This is a genomic window from Croceitalea rosinachiae, assembly GCF_031846445.1.
In the GTDB taxonomy this organism is placed as follows: Bacteria; Bacteroidota; Bacteroidia; order Flavobacteriales; family Flavobacteriaceae; genus Croceitalea; species Croceitalea rosinachiae.
Window position 1 is genome coordinate 68,255 of record NZ_JAVRHR010000002.1, and the last position, 17,755, is coordinate 86,009.

14 protein-coding genes and 1 other RNA gene are annotated in these 17,755 nt (G+C 35.6%); 4 read left to right on the top strand and 11 right to left on the bottom strand.

The window, feature by feature from the left end; genetic code table 11:
• Positions 1 to 57: 57 nt before the first annotated feature.
• Positions 58 to 1,749, bottom strand: a complete 1,692-nt coding sequence (locus tag RM706_RS07995; protein WP_311350532.1) for a M23 family metallopeptidase — start codon at positions 1,747 to 1,749, stop codon at positions 58 to 60.
• 169 nt (positions 1,750 to 1,918) lie between these two features.
• On the opposite strand from RM706_RS07995, the gene RM706_RS08000 reads away from it, so the two are divergent.
• The 4 genes from RM706_RS08000 (at position 1,919) to rny (ending at position 4,301) form a co-directional block, all read left to right on the top strand.
• Positions 1,919 to 2,209, top strand: coding sequence for a hypothetical protein (locus tag RM706_RS08000; protein WP_311350533.1), 291 nt, complete (start codon positions 1,919 to 1,921; stop codon positions 2,207 to 2,209).
• Between the two features lie 13 nt (positions 2,210 to 2,222).
• The gene (locus tag RM706_RS08005) at positions 2,223 to 2,516 is read left to right on the top strand and encodes a cell division protein ZapA (protein WP_311350534.1); all 294 of its coding nucleotides are present in this window, start codon (positions 2,223 to 2,225) and stop codon (positions 2,514 to 2,516) included.
• Between the two features lie 52 nt (positions 2,517 to 2,568).
• A non-coding RNA gene (gene ssrS / locus RM706_RS08010) (6S RNA) lies at positions 2,569 to 2,679 on the top strand.
• A 50-nt stretch (positions 2,680 to 2,729) separates the two neighbouring features.
• Entirely contained in the window at positions 2,730 to 4,301 is a 1,572-nt protein-coding gene (rny, locus tag RM706_RS08015; RefSeq protein ID WP_311350535.1) for a ribonuclease Y, read from the top strand.
• 42 nt (positions 4,302 to 4,343) lie between these two features.
• Here rny and RM706_RS08020 read toward each other — a convergent pair whose 3' ends face one another.
• The 10 genes from RM706_RS08020 to RM706_RS08065 all read right to left on the bottom strand — a co-directional run bounded on the left by RM706_RS08020 (position 4,344) and on the right by RM706_RS08065 (position 17,723).
• A complete protein-coding gene (locus tag RM706_RS08020; RefSeq protein ID WP_311350536.1) occupies positions 4,344 to 6,434 on the bottom strand; it encodes a DUF349 domain-containing protein in 2,091 nt (696 codons plus the stop codon).
• Between the two features lie 137 nt (positions 6,435 to 6,571).
• Positions 6,572 to 7,321 carry a shikimate dehydrogenase family protein gene (locus RM706_RS08025; RefSeq protein ID WP_311350537.1) on the bottom strand — a complete coding sequence of 250 codons (750 nt, stop codon included), beginning with the start codon at positions 7,319 to 7,321 and terminating at the stop codon, positions 6,572 to 6,574.
• Entirely contained in the window at positions 7,275 to 8,312 is a 1,038-nt protein-coding gene (locus RM706_RS08030; protein ID WP_311350538.1) for a DUF368 domain-containing protein, read from the bottom strand. Before RM706_RS08030 ends, RM706_RS08025 begins: the two co-directional genes overlap by 47 nt.
• A gap of 19 nt (positions 8,313 to 8,331) precedes the next feature.
• On the bottom strand, positions 8,332 to 9,249 hold the full coding sequence (locus RM706_RS08035; RefSeq protein WP_311350539.1) for a polyprenyl-phosphate transporter: 918 nt from the start codon (positions 9,247 to 9,249) through the stop codon (positions 8,332 to 8,334).
• A 21-nt stretch (positions 9,250 to 9,270) separates the two neighbouring features.
• Positions 9,271 to 10,671, bottom strand: a complete 1,401-nt coding sequence (locus RM706_RS08040; RefSeq protein WP_311350540.1) for a tetratricopeptide repeat protein — start codon at positions 10,669 to 10,671, stop codon at positions 9,271 to 9,273.
• A gap of 87 nt (positions 10,672 to 10,758) precedes the next feature.
• Complete coding sequence (locus tag RM706_RS08045; protein WP_311350541.1) at positions 10,759 to 11,952, bottom strand: aspartate aminotransferase family protein; 1,194 nt, start codon at positions 11,950 to 11,952, stop codon at positions 10,759 to 10,761.
• Between the two features lie 15 nt (positions 11,953 to 11,967).
• Positions 11,968 to 13,644 carry an OstA-like protein gene (locus RM706_RS08050; RefSeq protein WP_311352003.1) on the bottom strand — a complete coding sequence of 559 codons (1,677 nt, stop codon included), beginning with the start codon at positions 13,642 to 13,644 and terminating at the stop codon, positions 11,968 to 11,970.
• Positions 13,645 to 13,744: 100 nt separating this feature from the next.
• Positions 13,745 to 15,013 carry an adenylosuccinate synthase gene (locus RM706_RS08055; RefSeq protein ID WP_311350542.1) on the bottom strand — a complete coding sequence of 423 codons (1,269 nt, stop codon included), beginning with the start codon at positions 15,011 to 15,013 and terminating at the stop codon, positions 13,745 to 13,747.
• Positions 15,014 to 15,026: 13 nt separating this feature from the next.
• Positions 15,027 to 15,482, bottom strand: a complete 456-nt coding sequence (locus tag RM706_RS08060) for a Fur family transcriptional regulator (RefSeq protein WP_311350543.1) — start codon at positions 15,480 to 15,482, stop codon at positions 15,027 to 15,029.
• Between the two features lie 36 nt (positions 15,483 to 15,518).
• Entirely contained in the window at positions 15,519 to 17,723 is a 2,205-nt protein-coding gene (locus tag RM706_RS08065; protein ID WP_311350544.1) for a RelA/SpoT family protein, read from the bottom strand.
• Positions 17,724 to 17,755 lie beyond the last annotated feature (32 nt).

Below are 17,755 nucleotides of genomic sequence, written 5' to 3' on the forward strand. Positions count from 1 at the left end.
GTGCTGGCACAAAAAAAAAGAAATATAAAAAGCAACGATTTTGTTCGGCTCAAAACGCTATTTTCTAAAGAAAGTCTGCTCAAAGGTAGTTGAATTGCCTACATTATCTACAACTACCACTATTAGGTCACATTTTGTTTGGTTAGCAATCTTATCGTCAAAATTATAGGTAATGGTGTTTGTCTTAGGTTCATATTCCATTAAAATCCACTCTCCGTTTAAGTAAGCAGAATAATTATTAATACCGCTTAAATCATCCGTAATTTTTAGGCTTAAATATCTATAATTGCTCAACCATTCTTTTGGTTTGAAATTTTTAGGTTTTATTACTGGTGCTATAGTATCTTTAGCTACAGAGTATGTGCCAAGAGCTCGTGTTCTAGTGGTAAACGTATTTTCTCTTTTGTATGTTTTATTATACCGTAGGTTCCCTTTATCATCGATACGGGCTATGAAAAATTGTTTTTGTTCTGATTTCTGAAACTTCGAAGCGTCAAAAGAAATAGTGAAATTTCGATGCACCGCAACAGTCTCATTATGTATTTGTATCGTGTCCTTACCCTTTTTTAAATCTATAAATAAGTCTTGGTAAAAAGTACCTATAGGAAAGTAGACCTTGGCACCACCCAAATCAAAAGTATTTGGCTTGTTAGCTAAAATGAAGTGGTCAGTTTTTGGTATTTCCTTTTCTCTTCGCAGGCTTTCTTTCTTCCCTTCGACAGGAATGATAACCTTTATAGTATTGTTTTCAATATCGGCTATTTCAATTTCCACATTATAATTAAAACCTTCTTTAACCAAAACCTTACCATCTAAATAGAGTGATTTGTAAATGTCTAACTTATTATTTTCGTCTTTAAAGCATTTTTGAATACGTTGTCTGAACTTTCCAAAATGAGCATAATCAATTAAGGTATTGATATAACGTGTTTCCCTAAACGAAAAAGTTTCAAAATCATATTCAGAATGTACTTTACCATTGACAGTCTGTTTGACGGAGTAAACCCCATTTTTATTGGCGGCCATATCTTGTCTATCAAAACCATTGAATCCAAAGCCAATCGAGCCGGAAGCTGTCACCTTATCAGCCAAGAAAGACCCATCATTCTGTTTGGTGAAATTGATTTGAACTTTATTGGCGGTCTGGTTGATTTGGGCATCTTCCGAAAGTGGGTATCCAAAAAGGCCAATTAAAGTAGGATTTGTGGCATCTCTGACCTGGTAGCCATATAATAGCGGGTTCGTGGGTTTCTCCGTCACACTACTTCGTATTTCAAAATGAAGATGGGGACCAGATGAGCCACCAGTATTACCAGAATAGGCAATAAGTGCTTTCTTATCGACTTGTAATTCTCCATAATCTGGAAAGACCTCTATTTCATAAGACCGTTTTCGATACTGCTGTTTTTTTATATAAGCTTCTATTTCTGGGCTGAATTTTTGAAGATGTGCATAAACTGATGTGAATCCATTTGGGTGTGCTATGTAAAGCGCTTTTCCATAACCCCAATGCGATATTTTAATACGTGTTACCGTACCATCAGCAATACTATATACCGGAAGGCCTTGACGTCTTTGGGTTTTAATATCTATACCCGCATGAAAGTGGTTGGATCGTAGTTCACCAAAAGTTCCGGCAAGCACAATAGGAATGTCTAAGGGTTTTGCAAAGACATCTTTTGGATATTTATCCTGTGAAAATAGAAATGAAAAGGTGAAAAATAGTACACTACAAAAGCGTAATTGCATAGTAAGTCAGAAATTTATACTAAAGTAGCGAATAGAGTTGAATCTTTAAAAAAGGGAGTATATAACATCAAGATATTTACAAAATACCACGATTATATTAAATGATAAAACTATTGCTTGGTTGGTCAAGGTTGGTTAACTTTGTTTTAATACGCATTGCTATTTGCATATGAGCGAACTTGTTGAAATTGTTGATTCTTTAGAAAATAAGTTAAGCAAACTTCTACATAAGTTAGAGGTTCTACAAAAGACTAATATCAAATTGAACGAAGATTTGATGACGGTAAAAGAAGAGCAACAAAAAAAGGAGAACGCCTTGGTTGATTGGGAAGCGAAATATAACTCTCTCAAACTTGCAAGTTCAATGTTAGGCAGTAATACAAATAAGACAGAAGCTAAGCTTAAAATAAATACACTAATTAGAGAATTGGACAGTTGTATTGCCCAATTGGCTGAATAGTTTTGTAAAAAGTATGGAGGAGAAGCTCAAAATCAAACTATCAATTGCAGATAGGGTATATCCATTAACGATTGATCCAAAGCAAGAAGAGGGTCTGAGAAAAGCCGCTAAGAATATTGACCACTTGGCGAAAAAATTTGAGCAGAATTATGCAGTGCGTGATAAACAAGATGTTCTTGCTATGTGCGCCTTACAATTCGCCTCTAAAATTGAGCAAGGTGGAATAAATGAATCTGAGAATACGAAATCCGCAGAGCAACGTTTAAGGGCTTTGGATGAATTAATTCACAGTAAACTAGGGTCATAAAACGTTCTTTAAAATAATTTTACTGCCCACATTGGTATTTATTTTTTGACAAACTCAACGTTATTACATTTAAAAAGGGTGAGTTTAAGTTGTAAAAGCGGGCCCTACTCGCATAGGGATTCTTGAGCAGCTTGTTAGCCCTAAACCTGTTATTTAGGAGTTTGTACAAAACTTCATTCAATGTGGGCTTTTTTTTTAATCAAACATAGCATTATGGATAGTACCACAATAAGTATTATAGCAGCAGTAGTCGGACTGGTAATTGGTTTTATAATTGCCAAGGTGTTAGAGAAAGGAAAAGCTGCAAAAACAATGACAAGTGCCAAAAAAGAGGCATCTAGTATCATTCGAGAAGCAAAAAAAGAAGGTGAAAATATTAAAAAAGATAAAATTTTTCAGGCTAAAGAAAAGTTTTTAGAACTGAAAGCAGAGCATGAAAAAGTAATTATTAATAAAGACAAGAAAATTGCAGAAGCCGAAAAGCGTACAAGAGATAAAGAATCTCAAGTAAGCAGTGAGCTTGCAAAAGGGAAAAGACTTAACGAGCAATTAGAGAGTCGAATAAAAGAGGTTGATCACAAAAGCGAAATCCTTGACAAGAAACAATCAGAAGTTGATAAACTTCATAAAAGTCAAGTACAACAGCTTGAGGTAATTTCTGGCCTATCAGCTGAAGATGCTAAGAGCCAGTTGCTGGAATCTCTAAAGGGCACTGCTAAGACTGATGCAATGGCCTACCTCCAAAACACCTTGGAAGAAGCCAAACTTACGGCACAGCAAGAGGCTCGTAAAATAGTTATCAACACCATACAACGCATTGGTACAGAAGAAGCTGTTGAAAATTGCGTATCGGTATTTAATCTTGAGTCTGATGATGTCAAAGGTCGTATTATTGGTCGTGAAGGTCGTAACATAAGAGCTATAGAAGCAGTTACAGGGGTAGAAATTATTGTTGATGATACCCCCGAAGCTATTATATTGTCATGTTTTGATTCTGTTCGTAGAGAGGTTGCTCGACTATCACTTCATCGTTTGGTAACAGATGGTCGTATTCATCCTGCGAGAATTGAGGAGATTGTAAAAAAGACCGAAAAACAAATCAATGAAGAAATTGTTCAGATTGGTAAGCGCACCGTAATCGACTTAGGAATTCACGGACTACATCCTGAGTTAATTAAGGCAGTTGGGAGAATGAAATATCGTTCTTCTTATGGTCAAAACTTGTTACAACATTCAAGAGAAGTTGCGAAACTCTGCGGTGTAATGGCGGCGGAACTGGGTCTTAACCCCAAGATTGCCAAGCGAGCAGGTTTATTGCATGATATAGGTAAGGTACCCAATACTGAAGTTGAGGTAGAGACACCACATGCTATTTTAGGAATGCAGTGGGCTGAAAAGTTTGGTGAGAAAAAAGATGTATGTAATGCGATTGGAGCTCACCACGATGAAATTGAAATGACAACCTTAATTTCTCCAATTGTTCAAGTTTGTGATGCTATTAGTGGAGCAAGACCTGGGGCACGCCGACAAGTATTGGATTCTTATATTCAGCGTTTGAAAGATCTTGAAGACGTTGCCTTTGGCTTTAGTGGAGTTCAAAAAGCATATGCAATACAAGCTGGTCGAGAGCTAAGGGTGATTGTAGAAAGCGAAAAAGTGAATGATGACAAAGCCGCAGAACTATCATTTGAAATATCGCAAAAAATACAAACGGATATGACTTACCCTGGTCAAGTTAAAGTGACTGTTATTCGGGAGACAAGAGCGGTGAACGTGGCGAAATAGCTTCGTGAATCTTACGAAAGTGGAATTAATTGAAAGCGATTGCTATTCTTCTTCGCTTGATTCAATTTCTTTTTCTTGAGACTCTTTGTTAAGGTTATTTTCCATAATATTGAGGTTCTTAAGTTTCGCCTTCCAGCTATCCAAAGCTTTTTTATGTCTATTGATGTTCTTAATTACATCTTTTACTAATGGGTTGTCTTCAGAAGCATTAGAGAAAAATTGAAGGTTATTCTCTAGTTGACGGATTTCACTTTTACTTTCTTCAATCTTACGTCTAACAAAAGTTCTCTCGTTATTGATGGCATTATCATTATCAGATTTTGCCAGCTGCTTTATTTTATCACCATATTTAAGCAATTCTGATTCTTGTTTAGAAACGTCTAGTTTTTTGAAAAGCGCATCAATGATTTTATTGAATTTACCGTTAATATGTTTTTTATTAAACGGAATCCGACCATATGATTTCCACTCGGCGATAAATTCTTTGATAGCAGTAATATCTTTTTTCTTATCACCGCTTAGCTGAAATACCTTCAAGCGGTCTAAGCAAGCACTCTTTTTTTCAAAGTTGGCAAACTCTTCTTTTTGAGTCTCATTCCTTTCAGAATGAAGCTTGTTAAAGTAGTGATTACATGCGTTTTTGAATTCGTTCCAAATCTTATCGGAATATTTTCTGGGGACATGTCCTATTTTTTTCCACTCACTTTGAATACGTTTCATTTCTGGAGTTGCCATGGCATGGTCATCATTATCTTTTAATGCCAATGCCAAACCAAGCAACGCACGTTTTTTCTCAAGATTATCGTGTTGTTCTTTTTTAAGTCCCTTATAAAAATTATTTTTTCCCCTGTTGAAAGCACGCACGGCATCTTTAAAACTAGACCAAGTGGCTTCATTTACCTTTTGGGGAACTTTACCTGCTTTAAAGAAGGCTTCTCTATGCGCTTCTATTTCTTTGATTTGACTTTGAATGCCCCTATGGTTATCTGAAATATTTTCCGATATGGTACGTATCGAAGCAATGATTTCATTCTTCTTGATGAGGTTTTTCTCGTAAGAGGCTTCTAGTTGGTTAAAATGTTCTTGCCTTCTTGTATGAATGGCTTTGGTAGCATTGCTAAAGCGCTCCCAAATTTCTTCTCGCTGTTCTTTGGCTACAGGTCCAATATCTTCTTTCCAAACTTTATGGAAGGTTTGTAGCTCTCTAAATGCTTTTCCTAGGTCAGGTTCATTTTGTAATGATTCTGCGGCCTCAACTAATTTTAGTTTTTCTTCAAGGTTGTGTTTAAAGTCTAAATCCCGAAGCTCCCGGTTTAGATGTAAAAAATCATAGAAAATTTCAATATGATGGTGATAGGTCCGCCAAACATCATTGTAGTTATTTCGAGGAACCGGGCCAGCATTGCGCCATTGTTCTTGTATTTCCTTGAAATTTTTATAAGTGGTGTTGATATCCTCTTCAACATTCACCAGCCCTTTTAGTTCTTCAATAATTCCTAAGCGTTTTTCAAGGTTTTGCTTAAGACTTTGCTCTAAGTTTTTGTAGTATTGATTACGCTTTTCACGAAATTCTCCATATACCTCATTAAATTGTCTTTTGGTGACTGAATTGTACCTAAAGTCTATCTCATTACCACCACTGGCTATAAATTCCTCTTTTTTATGCTCTAAAAATTCTTGAAATTTATGGTCAAACTCATGCTTGATATCGTTAACATGCTTGTTTATAGCCTGTACTTTCTCATTTTTTACCAACCGCTGCAATTCACCCACCAAATTTTCCATGGACATGGAATGGTAATCAAGCACAGGAATTTGATGCCTTTTTTGGTTTTCCGTGTCCTCAGCATCCTCAGCATTTTCTTGGTCAATTTCCTCCAAGACCTTATCATCTTTATTGGGCTGGTTTTCTTTAGAAGATGAAACTACGGCATCAGTATCCGATGAGGGTTCTTCTTTTAATTGATTTTCCTCAGTAGTTGAAATTTTAGTGTCAGTATCAGAGGTGGATTCCAATACGGGTTCTCCGATAACTGTATTTTGTTCAACAGTATCCTTTTTTGTTTCTGTATCAGGGGTCGCCTGTTCTTTATCACCTGCAATATCTTGCAGTTTGTGTTCTTTTTCGTCCATCACGATTATTCTTTACGGTTTTTAGATTGATGGCATTTATGGGTAAGTTACTAACTATACCCAGCAATGGCAAAGATAACTCTTATTCTTTTGATGATTTGATGTTTAAAGAAGTCGATATACTTGAAGCAGAAAAGCTATGAATTCCAAATTTCCCATGCTTTTTCAGCCTGAAACTCGAGCATAGCAAGACCATTTTGAATTGTTGCTCCATTGGCTTCACCAGTTTTTAAAAAAGCAGTTTTTTCAGGATTGTAAATTAGGTCAAAAAGCAGGTGTTTGGGAGTGATGTATTCATACGGAATATTAGGTTTTTCTTCAATATTAGGGTAAGTGCCGACAGGACTACAATTTACAATTATGGTATACTCACTAAGAATAGTTTTATCTAATTTATGATAAGTATATTGGTTTTTTGTGGGATTCCTTGAAACATAAGTATAATCTACACCCAGGGCATCAAACACATAAGCGATGGCTTTTGAAGCCCCACCAGTTCCCAAAAGAAGCGCTTTTTTATGTTGTGTTTTCAAATGAGGCTTTATGGCTTTTTCAAACCCATAGGCATCAGTATTGAAACCTTTTAATGTGCCAGAAGTAAATTTGATTGTATTTACCGCACCAATACTTTCTGCGTTTAAATCTAAAGAATCTAAAAAAGGAATTATAAGTTCCTTATAAGGAATGGTAACGTTAAGACCTTTTAAATTATTATCATTTATCAAATCATGGAATTTAGTAATATCATCTAGATCGAAATTTTGATAAGAAGTGTTGACTAAACCAAGTTTTTTGAATTTCTCTGTGAAAAATCCTTGCGAAAAAGAATAAGAAATGTTCTTACCGACCAGTCCGAACCTGTTTTTTTTGCGTTCTGTTTTTGCCATACCAATCTAAACTCAATAATATGAAAATTCCAAAAATAATAAAGAAAATAGCACCCCAAGTTTCCATTGATGTTATATTGGGCCAGTAACGCCGATAATTTAAAATAATTTGGTTACCATTGGTATCTAATAGCACATTTCCTAAAAAATCAGTTTTAAAAATACTTTTTTTCCATGGCCATAATACTCCTAAAGATCCTGTAATAAAACCAATAATCACAGCTGTGGTTATTTTTTTGTAATGTTTTAACACGTAACCCAACAAATGTGATAAGGTGACTAAACCAGTTGCGGAGCCTAAAGTAAATACAACCAAAATAGTCAGTGTTTGCATCCGTGCTTTATTTTTGTAAAAACTAAAATCACCATTTATAAATTCGGCAAAGGTGTCATAAAGACTATTTACAGAGTCTACTAAGAGTAGCACATAGTTACCCAATAAAATTAGAATGAATGACCCCGAAAGTCCAGGTAATGTCATTCCAGAAACACTGATTATTCCACAGAAAAAAATAAAGATAAGGTTGTCATTTTCTTTTGCTGGGCTTAAAAAACTAATTGAAACACCTACAAACAAGCCTATTAATCCTGCTATAATAGTCTTTTTGTTCCAATGTTCGAAGTCTTTAGAAATGTAATAGATCGAACCCAAAACCATACCAAAGAAAGCGGCCCAAACAAAAAGCTCTTTTCTGTCTAAAAAATAGTCCAGCAGTCGTGATATGCTAAAATAACTAATAAGCATACCAGTTATCAATAGCACCAAAAATGTTCCGTTTATATATTTATAAAAACTTTTGAACCTTCCATTTAATAAAAGTTTGAAGGCCTTAGCATTAATCTTTTGGAGTGAATAGATAAACTCTTCATAAAAACCGCCCACAAATGCCACAATACCACCAGATACACCTGGCACTTTATTTGCAGCACCCATAAAGAGCCCTTTAACGACTAAAAAGATTTTATCAACTAACGTTCTTGGTTGATGCATAAATGGTATTTAGACTTCCTTATTTTTTGGTAGCCACCCGTTCAAGGATAAAAATAAGAGAAAATCCCACTATGGCGAGTATAGTTGCCAACATTAATTGAGAATCACCTTCATAAGTGAAAGGAGAAATACTGTTTTCTTTAATCGGAATGATTTTACCATCAAAGACCTTGGTTTCTAGAACTTTTTTCCAAGGCCATATTTTATTGAGAGAACCTAAAATAAATCCGGTCAAAAGTGCTAGGGTTGTATTCTTGTAGTTTTTGAACATCCATTTTAACAATCTGGCAAAACTTAATAATCCAAAAATAGCGCCAATTGCAACGGTGGCTACCATTTTGATATCTCTTTCGTGAACGGCATCCAAAATTGTCTTATAAGAACCTAAGAGAACCAAAATAAAAGCTCCTGAGATACCAGGTAAAATCATAGCGCATACTGCCAAAGCACCGGATAAAAAAAGAAAAGGAAGGCTATTTACATTCTCATTTGGAGGTAAAGTTGTAATAAAATAGGCTATGGCTGCACCTAAGAGCAGTACGGTGATTGAAATAATATTCCATTTTTTTATTTCTTTCCCTACCAAAAATATGCTAGCTGTTACTAAACCAAAAAAGAATGACCAAAGTAGAATAGGTTCGTTTTCTAATAGCCAACTGAGAAATTTGGCCAATGAAAAAAGGCTGATAAAAATTCCTGAAAACAGTGCCAACAAAAAGTTGCCATTAAGTTGCTCCCAAAAAGTTTTAAAACCTTCTTTTTTTAGTGTTTTTAACAGCCCTAAATTAATATTGTTAATAGAAGAAATTAGTTCTTCATATATACCAGAAATAAATGCTATTGTTCCTCCTGAAACCCCAGGTACAACATCTGCAGCACCCATTGCAATACCTTTAAGCGCGATAAGTACGTAGTCAATTGAATTTCGACCTGCCATTTATTTTCTAAGATGTATGAATTAAGTAGATGCTTTTTTGTTTTCAGTAAAAATATCCTTTACCCATTTGACATTACTATATTCAGGAAATTTCTTCTTAAAGAAAACTGCTTTTTCTGAATTTAATTGTAAGGCATCACTTAATTTTTCTTTTGCCAACGCTATTTGGTCAGTCTTTAGATATAAACCAGATAATTGATAGCACATTTCGGCATTATCGGGATAAAACTCGAGACCTTGTAATAATACCTGCACACCTGAATGATAGTCATTAAGTTTTTGAAGTACCACAGCCCATTCTTGCCAAGTATCTAGTTCGTAGTTGCCTAAATCAACTGTTTGTTTGAAAGCAAAGTCAGCTTCATCTAAATTGTTAAGGGCCACGAATATTTTAGCGCTCTTTTTCCAGTACAACGCATTTTCCCCATCAATGTTTATTGCTTTATTGATATATCTCTGAGCTTTTTTATAGTCTTTTTTCTTGGTATAAAATTCAGTAATAGCTATCCAACCTTTATCCAATAGGGGATCTTCATGCACTGTATTGTAATAATAATATTTTGCTAAGTCATCATTGCCTAAGCGCTCATGGCATCTGCCAATTCTTAGATATGCGTGCGAGGTTGGGTCATCAATATTTATGGTCGTTTGGTAACTTTCTATAGCCTCATTGTATTTCCCCAACTTTTCTAAAACCCTTCCTTTTTCGAAGTAAGCTCCTAAAAATGATTCGTCTGAGATAATGGCAAAATCAAAAGCGGTAAGAGCTTCTTTGTACATGCCCTTTGTGAAAAACATTTTTCCAAGCTGATGCCATGCTACTTCGCAATATGGATTTCGTTCTAGGTAGTCATTTAAATAGACAATTGCTCCATCAAAATCTTCTAAAAACTCGTAGCAATAAATAACATTATATAATGAAGAGTAGTCGCTCTCATCTAACTGTAAGCATTTGATAAAACTGTTTTTTGCTTGTTCAAAATCATCCATAAACAGATATTCCATACCCAACAAAGAATAAATGTCAAAACTATCGTCAGCCATATGTAAAGCTTCAAGCAACATATTCACTGCCCCTTGATGATCATCTTGTTTGGATAGAATATTGGCGCGTTGAACAAAAATTTCTTCATTATTGCTATCTATTGTTTGTAAATCATCAAGTAAAAGCTCTGCTTGTTTAAAGTCGTCTTCAAAAACCAGTACCTCTACTCTTAGTAATTTTAATTCAACTGAATGCGGATGTTGTTGTAAACCAATTTGAATAGCTTTTTTGCCTAGAGAGACTTTGCCATGATTTAAATAATGATGAATAATGCCCTCAAAATCGTCAGCATCAAAAAAATAGACATCATCAGTTTTGAGCATTGACTCAAACTTTAAAACAGAATCTTCGTTATTTTCGTTAGGTTGTAACGCCATAGAAACGTTTTTGGTTTTACTATGGACTTAAAATTAGCCTATATGTAGACTGATTCTGGTCCTTGATTTGGGTTTGTTATCAACAATTTAGTTAACAGTCGTTGGTTGATAGCAATTCAATATTTCGATAATTTGCCCGCACCCTTCTTCAATTTCTTCTTCCGAAATTGTTAGAGGCGGAGAAATACGAACGGCTTTAGGTTCAAATAACAACCAGAACAAAATAAGCTTTTTCCTAGCAGCAGACAATATCAAATAGTTAACAATTTCGGCATTTTCAAATAGCATTGCCAGCATCAACCCTTTTCCTCTTATCTCCATAATCAAAGGGTGTACCAAAAACCTTTTAAACAATTTTTCTTTTACCAGTGCAAGGGCAATAAATTGATTATCAGTTAAGACCTTTAATGTGGCTAGACAGGCAGACGCTATGACAGGATTTCCGCCAAAAGTGGTAATATGACCGAGTTTAGGCTGATCTTGGAATGAGGCCATCATTTGGTGAGAGGCTACAAATGCACCTACGGGTAGCCCAGAAGCCATTCCTTTTCCAATGACTAGAATGTCTGGAGTAATGCCATAATGCTCAAAAGCAAATAGTTTTCCTGTTCTTCCAAATCCAGGTTGAATTTCATCTAAAATTAATAAAGCACCAACTTCATCGCAGCGTTGGCGGACCTTTTTTAGGTACCCACCTTTTGGAAGGATGAAACCAGCACCACCCTGAATTGTCTCTAGTACGACCCCTGCCGTTTTGACTGTTATTTTATCTAAGTCTTCTTCAGAATTGAACTGTAAAAATGTCACATCCGGAATCAAAGGACGAAAAGCTTTTTTGCGCTCTTCAAACCCCATAATACTTAAACTGCCCATAGTGTTGCCATGATATGCATGATTTGCAGCTATAAATTGTGTGCGACCTGTAACTCTACGCGCAAGTTTTAATGCTCCTTCTATGGCTTCTGTACCTGAATTTACTAAATACGTGGTTTCTAAATTTTTGGGTAATAATGAAGCCAATAATTTGGTGTATTCAACAGCCGATTGTTGCACATATTCGCCATACACCATAACGTGCATATACTTATTTAGCTGATTTTTTATTGCTTTGACAATTTCGGGGTGACAATGACCGAGACTACAAGCCGATACTCCTGCTACAAAATCTAAATGAGCATTTCCATCGGTATCATAAATATAGCTGCCTTTGGCGTGAGATATCTCTAGTGCCAATGGGTACGGTGTGGTTTGTGCCTGGTATTTGAAGAAATCATCCTTCATTTCAGTAATCTGGAATTATTCGTTACTGTCCACCTTTTTTAAAAAGGATCGTTTGGTTTTTGTCGCCTTTGAATTGGGAATTTGTCCTTTTGGTTTCTCTAGAGGAGGTAGACCACTTCGTTCACGTTCCTCCGTATCAATATCCACAGGATTATCTATTCCCCTTATTTTTACAAGTTGAATGTTATTGTCATCTTCATCAAAAATATCCTCTTTAGAATAAATACGTTCTTCACCGCGCCAGATAAAACCTTTTAGTTTTCTGCTATCAACTGGTAAATCTTCTTCAGGAAAAATATCGCCTTCTGGATTCACGAAAAAAGTAATGTCTTCAATGTCATTGTTTTCCATGAACAAGCGAATTTTGCTGCAAATGGTTTTGTCAATACCTATTAATTCATCATCATCATTGTACAAATAATAGATGACTTCTGTGTTTTTGACTAAATCAATGATTTTAAGCTCGTTTTCAATGAACTTGCCATAAAGATTTACTCCTTTAGCTTGATTATATCCTACTTTTCCGATAGTGTCCAATGCTATGATAAAGGCATTTTCTATGACCTTTAAAGAATCCAATTTTTCAGTTTCTAAATCAGAGATCAAATGGATGCTATCGCCTGTCATTTGATTGTCAACATTCCATAAAATAGGATCTGTAATTAATTTGGTCACTCCTGTTTTTTCAGCGGAGTGAATGGAATCACACTTACCGCTCAAATCTGTTTTGTAAAACTTTGCATTTCTGAAAGCTCGTAATATTCGTGCTTCGGGTTTCCCAGTAACTAATAGGGTATCACCATGAATATAAAGAGAATCTTGTTGTACTAGACTAATGGCAACCGCTCTTTTTGTAGCGAAAACAGAGTCTTTTTCTTTAAAAACCTCTGCATAATGTGCTCTTATTACACCATTATTGATAGTATCTGTAACCTTGATGTTATTGGTAGCCGAGGCAAATGATGTTGTCTTATCAAAATACACGCTATCACCTTCAATGATTCGATTGCTATAATTGATGGTGGTATTCTTTACCCCATAGCCTTGTTCTATCTTAGTATCATAAAAACCCCGTTCGCAGTAAATTGTATATTCATCGCCGACAATGGTCGATGGACCATACATATAGGCGTTTTTGGAAACCCGATAATAATCTAGTTGCTTTGAATCAATAATGTATTCTGGATTGTCAATATGAACGCTATCCTGAAACTGTACTTTTTTAAGCTCCATGAAATAGGTTCCAATAATACTTGTCAACGTGTTTGTCGAATCAACCACCTTACCGCCAGAATTGTAAAAAGATTCTTGTTTTTCGCGATTAAAATAGAGAGTATCGGTAGTGAGGGTCATCTGTCCATCGGTCAAATCGACATTTTCCCAGGCCTTTGCTAATTTGGTATTACCATCATAGTTTATTTTACCGCTGTTCATTTCGATGGAATCACCCTGTTGCAAGCGAACGTTCCCTATTGCCCTTAATTTATTTTCTGCCGAATAAAAGATTGCAATATCACACCATAAATCGGCACCTTGATGTTCAAACTGAACTTGTCTTTCATCATCTTTTGAAAAAATAGAAGCTCCAGGAAATTGTGCTTCATCCTTTGTGAAATTGGCACCATAGACAATATTGATTTGCTTTTCTTCTTTGGCTTCTACCTGTGCATTGGTAATAAAAAAAGATATCATAAAAACGAAAACCAATAATCTTTTCAAATCGTACAATTTTGCCCAAAAGTAGGATTTTTGAAACAACTACTTATTTAGATTTAGAAAGGTTTGGGAAAACCTATCGATGTATCGTTTGGGTTCTGTCGGGTCCAACCGAAACAATCTTAATCGGAACATTGAGTTCTTTTTCAAGAAAATCGATATAATTATTTAAAGCATCGGGAAATTCTGATTCTGAAGTAAGCTGAGTCAAATCTTTGTCCCATCCTTTCATTTCTTTATAAATCGGAGTTACATTTTCAGATTCAATATTATAGGGTAGATGATTAATTTCTTCGCCTTTATATTGATAAGCGGTACAGACTTTTAGCTTTTTGAAACCACTTAGAACATCACCTTTCATCATCATTAGTTCAGTTACTCCGTTAATTTGAACTGCATATTTTAAGGCAACCAGGTCTAACCAACCACAACGTCTTGGACGCCCAGTTGTGGCTCCAAACTCATTGCCCACGCGACCCATGGTTTGACCATCTTTATCAAACAACTCAGTTGGGAAAGGTCCACTTCCAACCCTTGTAGTATAAGCCTTGAAAATACCTAATACGCGACCAATTTTATTAGGAGAAACACCAAGACCGGTGCATGCTCCGGCTGCTGTGGTATTAGATGAAGTCACGAAAGGATAGGTTCCAAAATCAATGTCCAATAGAGACCCTTGTGCACCTTCCGCTAATATTTTTTTTCCGTTATACATAGCAGAAAACATGAATTCTTCGCTATCTATAAATTTTAATTTTTTCAACTCTTTAACTCCTTCTAAAAATTCAGCTTCAAGTTCTTTTAAATCGTATTGGATATCGACATCATAAAAATCTATCATCGCTTCGTGTTTATTGGCCAAAGCTCGATATTTTTCCTTCCAATTTTCAAATTCCAAATCGCCAACGCGCATTCCATTTCGCCCAGTTTTATCCATATAAGTAGGGCCAATCCCTTTCAAAGTAGAACCAATCTTTGCTTTCCCTTTAGCTGCCTCAGAGGCAGCATCCAGCAGGCGATGGGTAGGCAGAATCAAATGTGCTTTTCTAGAAATAAAAAGCTTTGAAACAATATCAATATTGAACTTTTTGAGATTATCCAATTCTTTTTTAAAGATTACAGGGTCTATTACGACACCATTGCCAACTACATTCAAGGCGTTTTTGTGGAATATTCCTGAGGGGATGGTATGCAAAACGTGTTTGATGCCGTCAAATTCCAAGGTATGCCCTGCGTTTGGACCTCCCTGAAATCTTGCTATAATATCATAATCTTTGGTAAGAACATCAACTATTTTTCCTTTTCCTTCGTCTCCCCATTGGAGTCCAAGCAATAAATCTACCATGAAGTTTTTTTGGTTATTCGGTTAGGTTTTCTTCTTTGTTTCTGGTTCCGTAGAAGTATAATGAATGGTTGTTAATCTTAATATCAAAAACCTCTTCAATTGTTTTTTTTATCGACTGAATACGCGGATCACAAAACTCCACGACCTCACCAGTATCAGTTAAAATGACATGATCATGCTGACGATCAAAATAAGACTTTTCGTATTGTGCTTGATTTTTACCAAATTGATGTTTTCTGACCAACTTGCAATCTAATAGTAATTCAATTGTATTGTAAAGCGTAGCCCTGCTTACCCGATAATTTTTGGTCTTCATTTTAATGTACAAAGATTCTACATCAAAATGATCATCACTTTCATAAATTTCTTGTAAAATAGCGTAACGTTCAGGCGTTTTTCGATGCCCGTTTTCTTCTAAAAACGAGGTAAAAACATTTTTTACAATCTCTTGATTTTTAACGTTGCCCATAGTGATAATACTATCTTGCAAATGTACAGCTAAAAATTATATTCTGGTGATTTTATCAATGCCTCCGATTTGCTTAAGATTAGCGGTTAATTTTTTGAGGATGGCATTATTTTTTACTACCACTGTTATTTTCCCGGTAAAAGTACCACCATTAGTACTAAAATTAAGATTTCGCATATTTACATGCATATTGTCTGAGATAATATTGGTGATTTCATTGATAAGACCAAGGTTGTCTATGCCCGTTATCTGTATATCTGCAGTAAACTCTTCTTGAGTTGAATCTATCCATTTTGCACTCATTATGCGATATGCATAATTTGATTGCAGTGAGATTGAATTTGGACAGTTCTTGGTATGTACTTTAATGCCATCGCTAACACTAACAAAACCAAAAACCTCATCTCCTGGTATTGGGTTACAACATTGTGATAGTTTATAAGGTAGTTTTTCTTCTTCACCACCAAAAACAAGCATGTCATAGTTAGTTGTGATTTCATCTTTGTTTACATCTTCAAGTGCAGGGGTGCGCCTAATCTTGTTTTTAAAGAAATTAAGAAATGCATTGTTGTAAGATGATGCGAACTCTTTTATTTTTTGATTGTCAATAATTCCATTACCTACTCTAAAGAAAAGATCAAGGCTGGTCTTTAATTTAAAAAAGATGACCATTTTGTTGACAACATCTTCATTCAAGTTGACTTTTTGTGACTTTAACTTGCGCCTTAATATTTCTTTGCCCTCGTCTGCAACTTCTCTTTTTTCCTCCCGCAATGATGACTTTATCTTTGCTCTCGCTCTAGCAGTACTGGCATAGTCCAACCAATTTTGATTGGGTTTTGCACTTTCCGATGTCATAATTTCGACTTGATCGCCACTATGCAATATGGTATTGAGAGGCACGAGTTTCCCGTTTACTTTAGCTCCCCGAGTTTTCATTCCTACCTCTGTATGTATATGAAACGCAAAATCTAATGGGGTTGCTCCTTTAGGTAATGATTTTAGCTCCCCTTTAGGGGTAAATACAAAAATCTCTTTAGAATATAAATTGAGTTTAAATTCTTCAACAAAATCAACTGCATTACTGTTGGCACTTTCCAAGGCTTCTTGTAATCTATTGAGCCAAACTTCAATACCTTGTTCTTTCTGTTCGCCATGTTTGTATTTAAAGTGCGCTGCATAGCCTTTTTCGGCGATTTCATGCATACGTTCACTACGTATTTGTACTTCTACCCACTTGCCTTCAGGCCCCATTACAGTAATATGCAGTGCTTCATAACCTGTAGATTTAGGTGAAGTGATCCAGTCTCTAAGTCTTACTGGGTTTGGCGTAAAATGATCGGTTACAATGGAATAAATTTTCCATGCAATAAACTTCTCATTCTTTCTGTCTGCGCTATAAATTATTCTGATGGCAAATTTGTCATAGATTTCATCAAAAGCAACATTTTGGGCTATCATTTTTCTTCTAATTGAGAAAATGGACTTCATGCGTCCCTTGATAGTATAGTTAAGCTTTTCGGTATCTAAAGAATCTCCAATTACTTTTGTAAAAGAACTGATATATGCTTTTTGTTCTTCTTCGGTATCTTCAATTTTATTGAAAATATCATCATAGACTTCAGGTTCAGTATATTTTAAACTGAGATCCTCAAGTTGAGTTTTGATATTGTAAAGTCCTATGCGATGAGCTAAAGGAGCATAGATGTATAGGGTTTCAGAAGCAATTTTTACTTGCTTATGCTCTGGCATGGAGTCCATAGTGAGCATATTGTGATAACGGTCAGCTATTTTAATGATGATTACCCGAACATCATCGTTTAAAGTCAATAACATCTTTCTAAAATTCTCAGCTTGCTGACTTATATTTTTGTCTTTTTTAAGATGCGCAATTTTAGTGAGTCCATCTACAATACGAGCGACGGTTTCACCGAACATTCGTTCAATATCATCTAGCGTGTACGGTGTATCTTCCACAACATCATGGAGCAGGGCAGAGGCAATTGAAACGGCATCAAGGCCAATCTCCGCAGCTACAATTTTAGCCACGGCTATGGGGTGAAAAATATAAGCTTCACCTGACTTTCTTCGCTGTTCTTTATGGGCATCAACGGCAACATCAAAAGCGGAGCGTATCAGTTTCTTATCCGATGGGGTAAGCGTTTGATAGCTAATGCGAAGCAATTCTTTGTATTGCTTTGCAATCTGCTTGTTTTCTAATTCGATAGCCGCTTCAGTCATTGAATATTAAAATTAATGTAATCTTAACAGCT

Bases quoted from the DNA above. Each gene is read 5' to 3' on its own strand.
- RM706_RS07995 (WP_311350532.1), bottom strand. From the start codon at position 1,749: ATGCAATTACGCTTTTGTAGTGTACTATTTTTCACCTTTTCATTTCTA.
- RM706_RS08000 (WP_311350533.1), top strand. From the start codon at position 1,919: ATGAGCGAACTTGTTGAAATTGTTGATTCTTTAGAAAATAAGTTAAGC.
- RM706_RS08005 (WP_311350534.1), top strand. From the start codon at position 2,223: ATGGAGGAGAAGCTCAAAATCAAACTATCAATTGCAGATAGGGTATAT.
- rny (WP_311350535.1), top strand. From the start codon at position 2,730: ATGGATAGTACCACAATAAGTATTATAGCAGCAGTAGTCGGACTGGTA.
- RM706_RS08020 (WP_311350536.1), bottom strand. From the start codon at position 6,434: ATGGACGAAAAAGAACACAAACTGCAAGATATTGCAGGTGATAAAGAA.
- RM706_RS08025 (WP_311350537.1), bottom strand. From the start codon at position 7,321: ATGGCAAAAACAGAACGCAAAAAAAACAGGTTCGGACTGGTCGGTAAG.
- RM706_RS08030 (WP_311350538.1), bottom strand. From the start codon at position 8,312: ATGCATCAACCAAGAACGTTAGTTGATAAAATCTTTTTAGTCGTTAAA.
- RM706_RS08035 (WP_311350539.1), bottom strand. From the start codon at position 9,249: ATGGCAGGTCGAAATTCAATTGACTACGTACTTATCGCGCTTAAAGGT.
- RM706_RS08040 (WP_311350540.1), bottom strand. From the start codon at position 10,671: ATGGCGTTACAACCTAACGAAAATAACGAAGATTCTGTTTTAAAGTTT.
- RM706_RS08045 (WP_311350541.1), bottom strand. From the start codon at position 11,952: ATGAAGGATGATTTCTTCAAATACCAGGCACAAACCACACCGTACCCA.
- RM706_RS08050 (WP_311352003.1), bottom strand. From the start codon at position 13,644: ATGATATCTTTTTTTATTACCAATGCACAGGTAGAAGCCAAAGAAGAA.
- RM706_RS08055 (WP_311350542.1), bottom strand. From the start codon at position 15,013: ATGGTAGATTTATTGCTTGGACTCCAATGGGGAGACGAAGGAAAAGGA.
- RM706_RS08060 (WP_311350543.1), bottom strand. From the start codon at position 15,482: ATGGGCAACGTTAAAAATCAAGAGATTGTAAAAAATGTTTTTACCTCG.
- RM706_RS08065 (WP_311350544.1), bottom strand. From the start codon at position 17,723: ATGACTGAAGCGGCTATCGAATTAGAAAACAAGCAGATTGCAAAGCAA.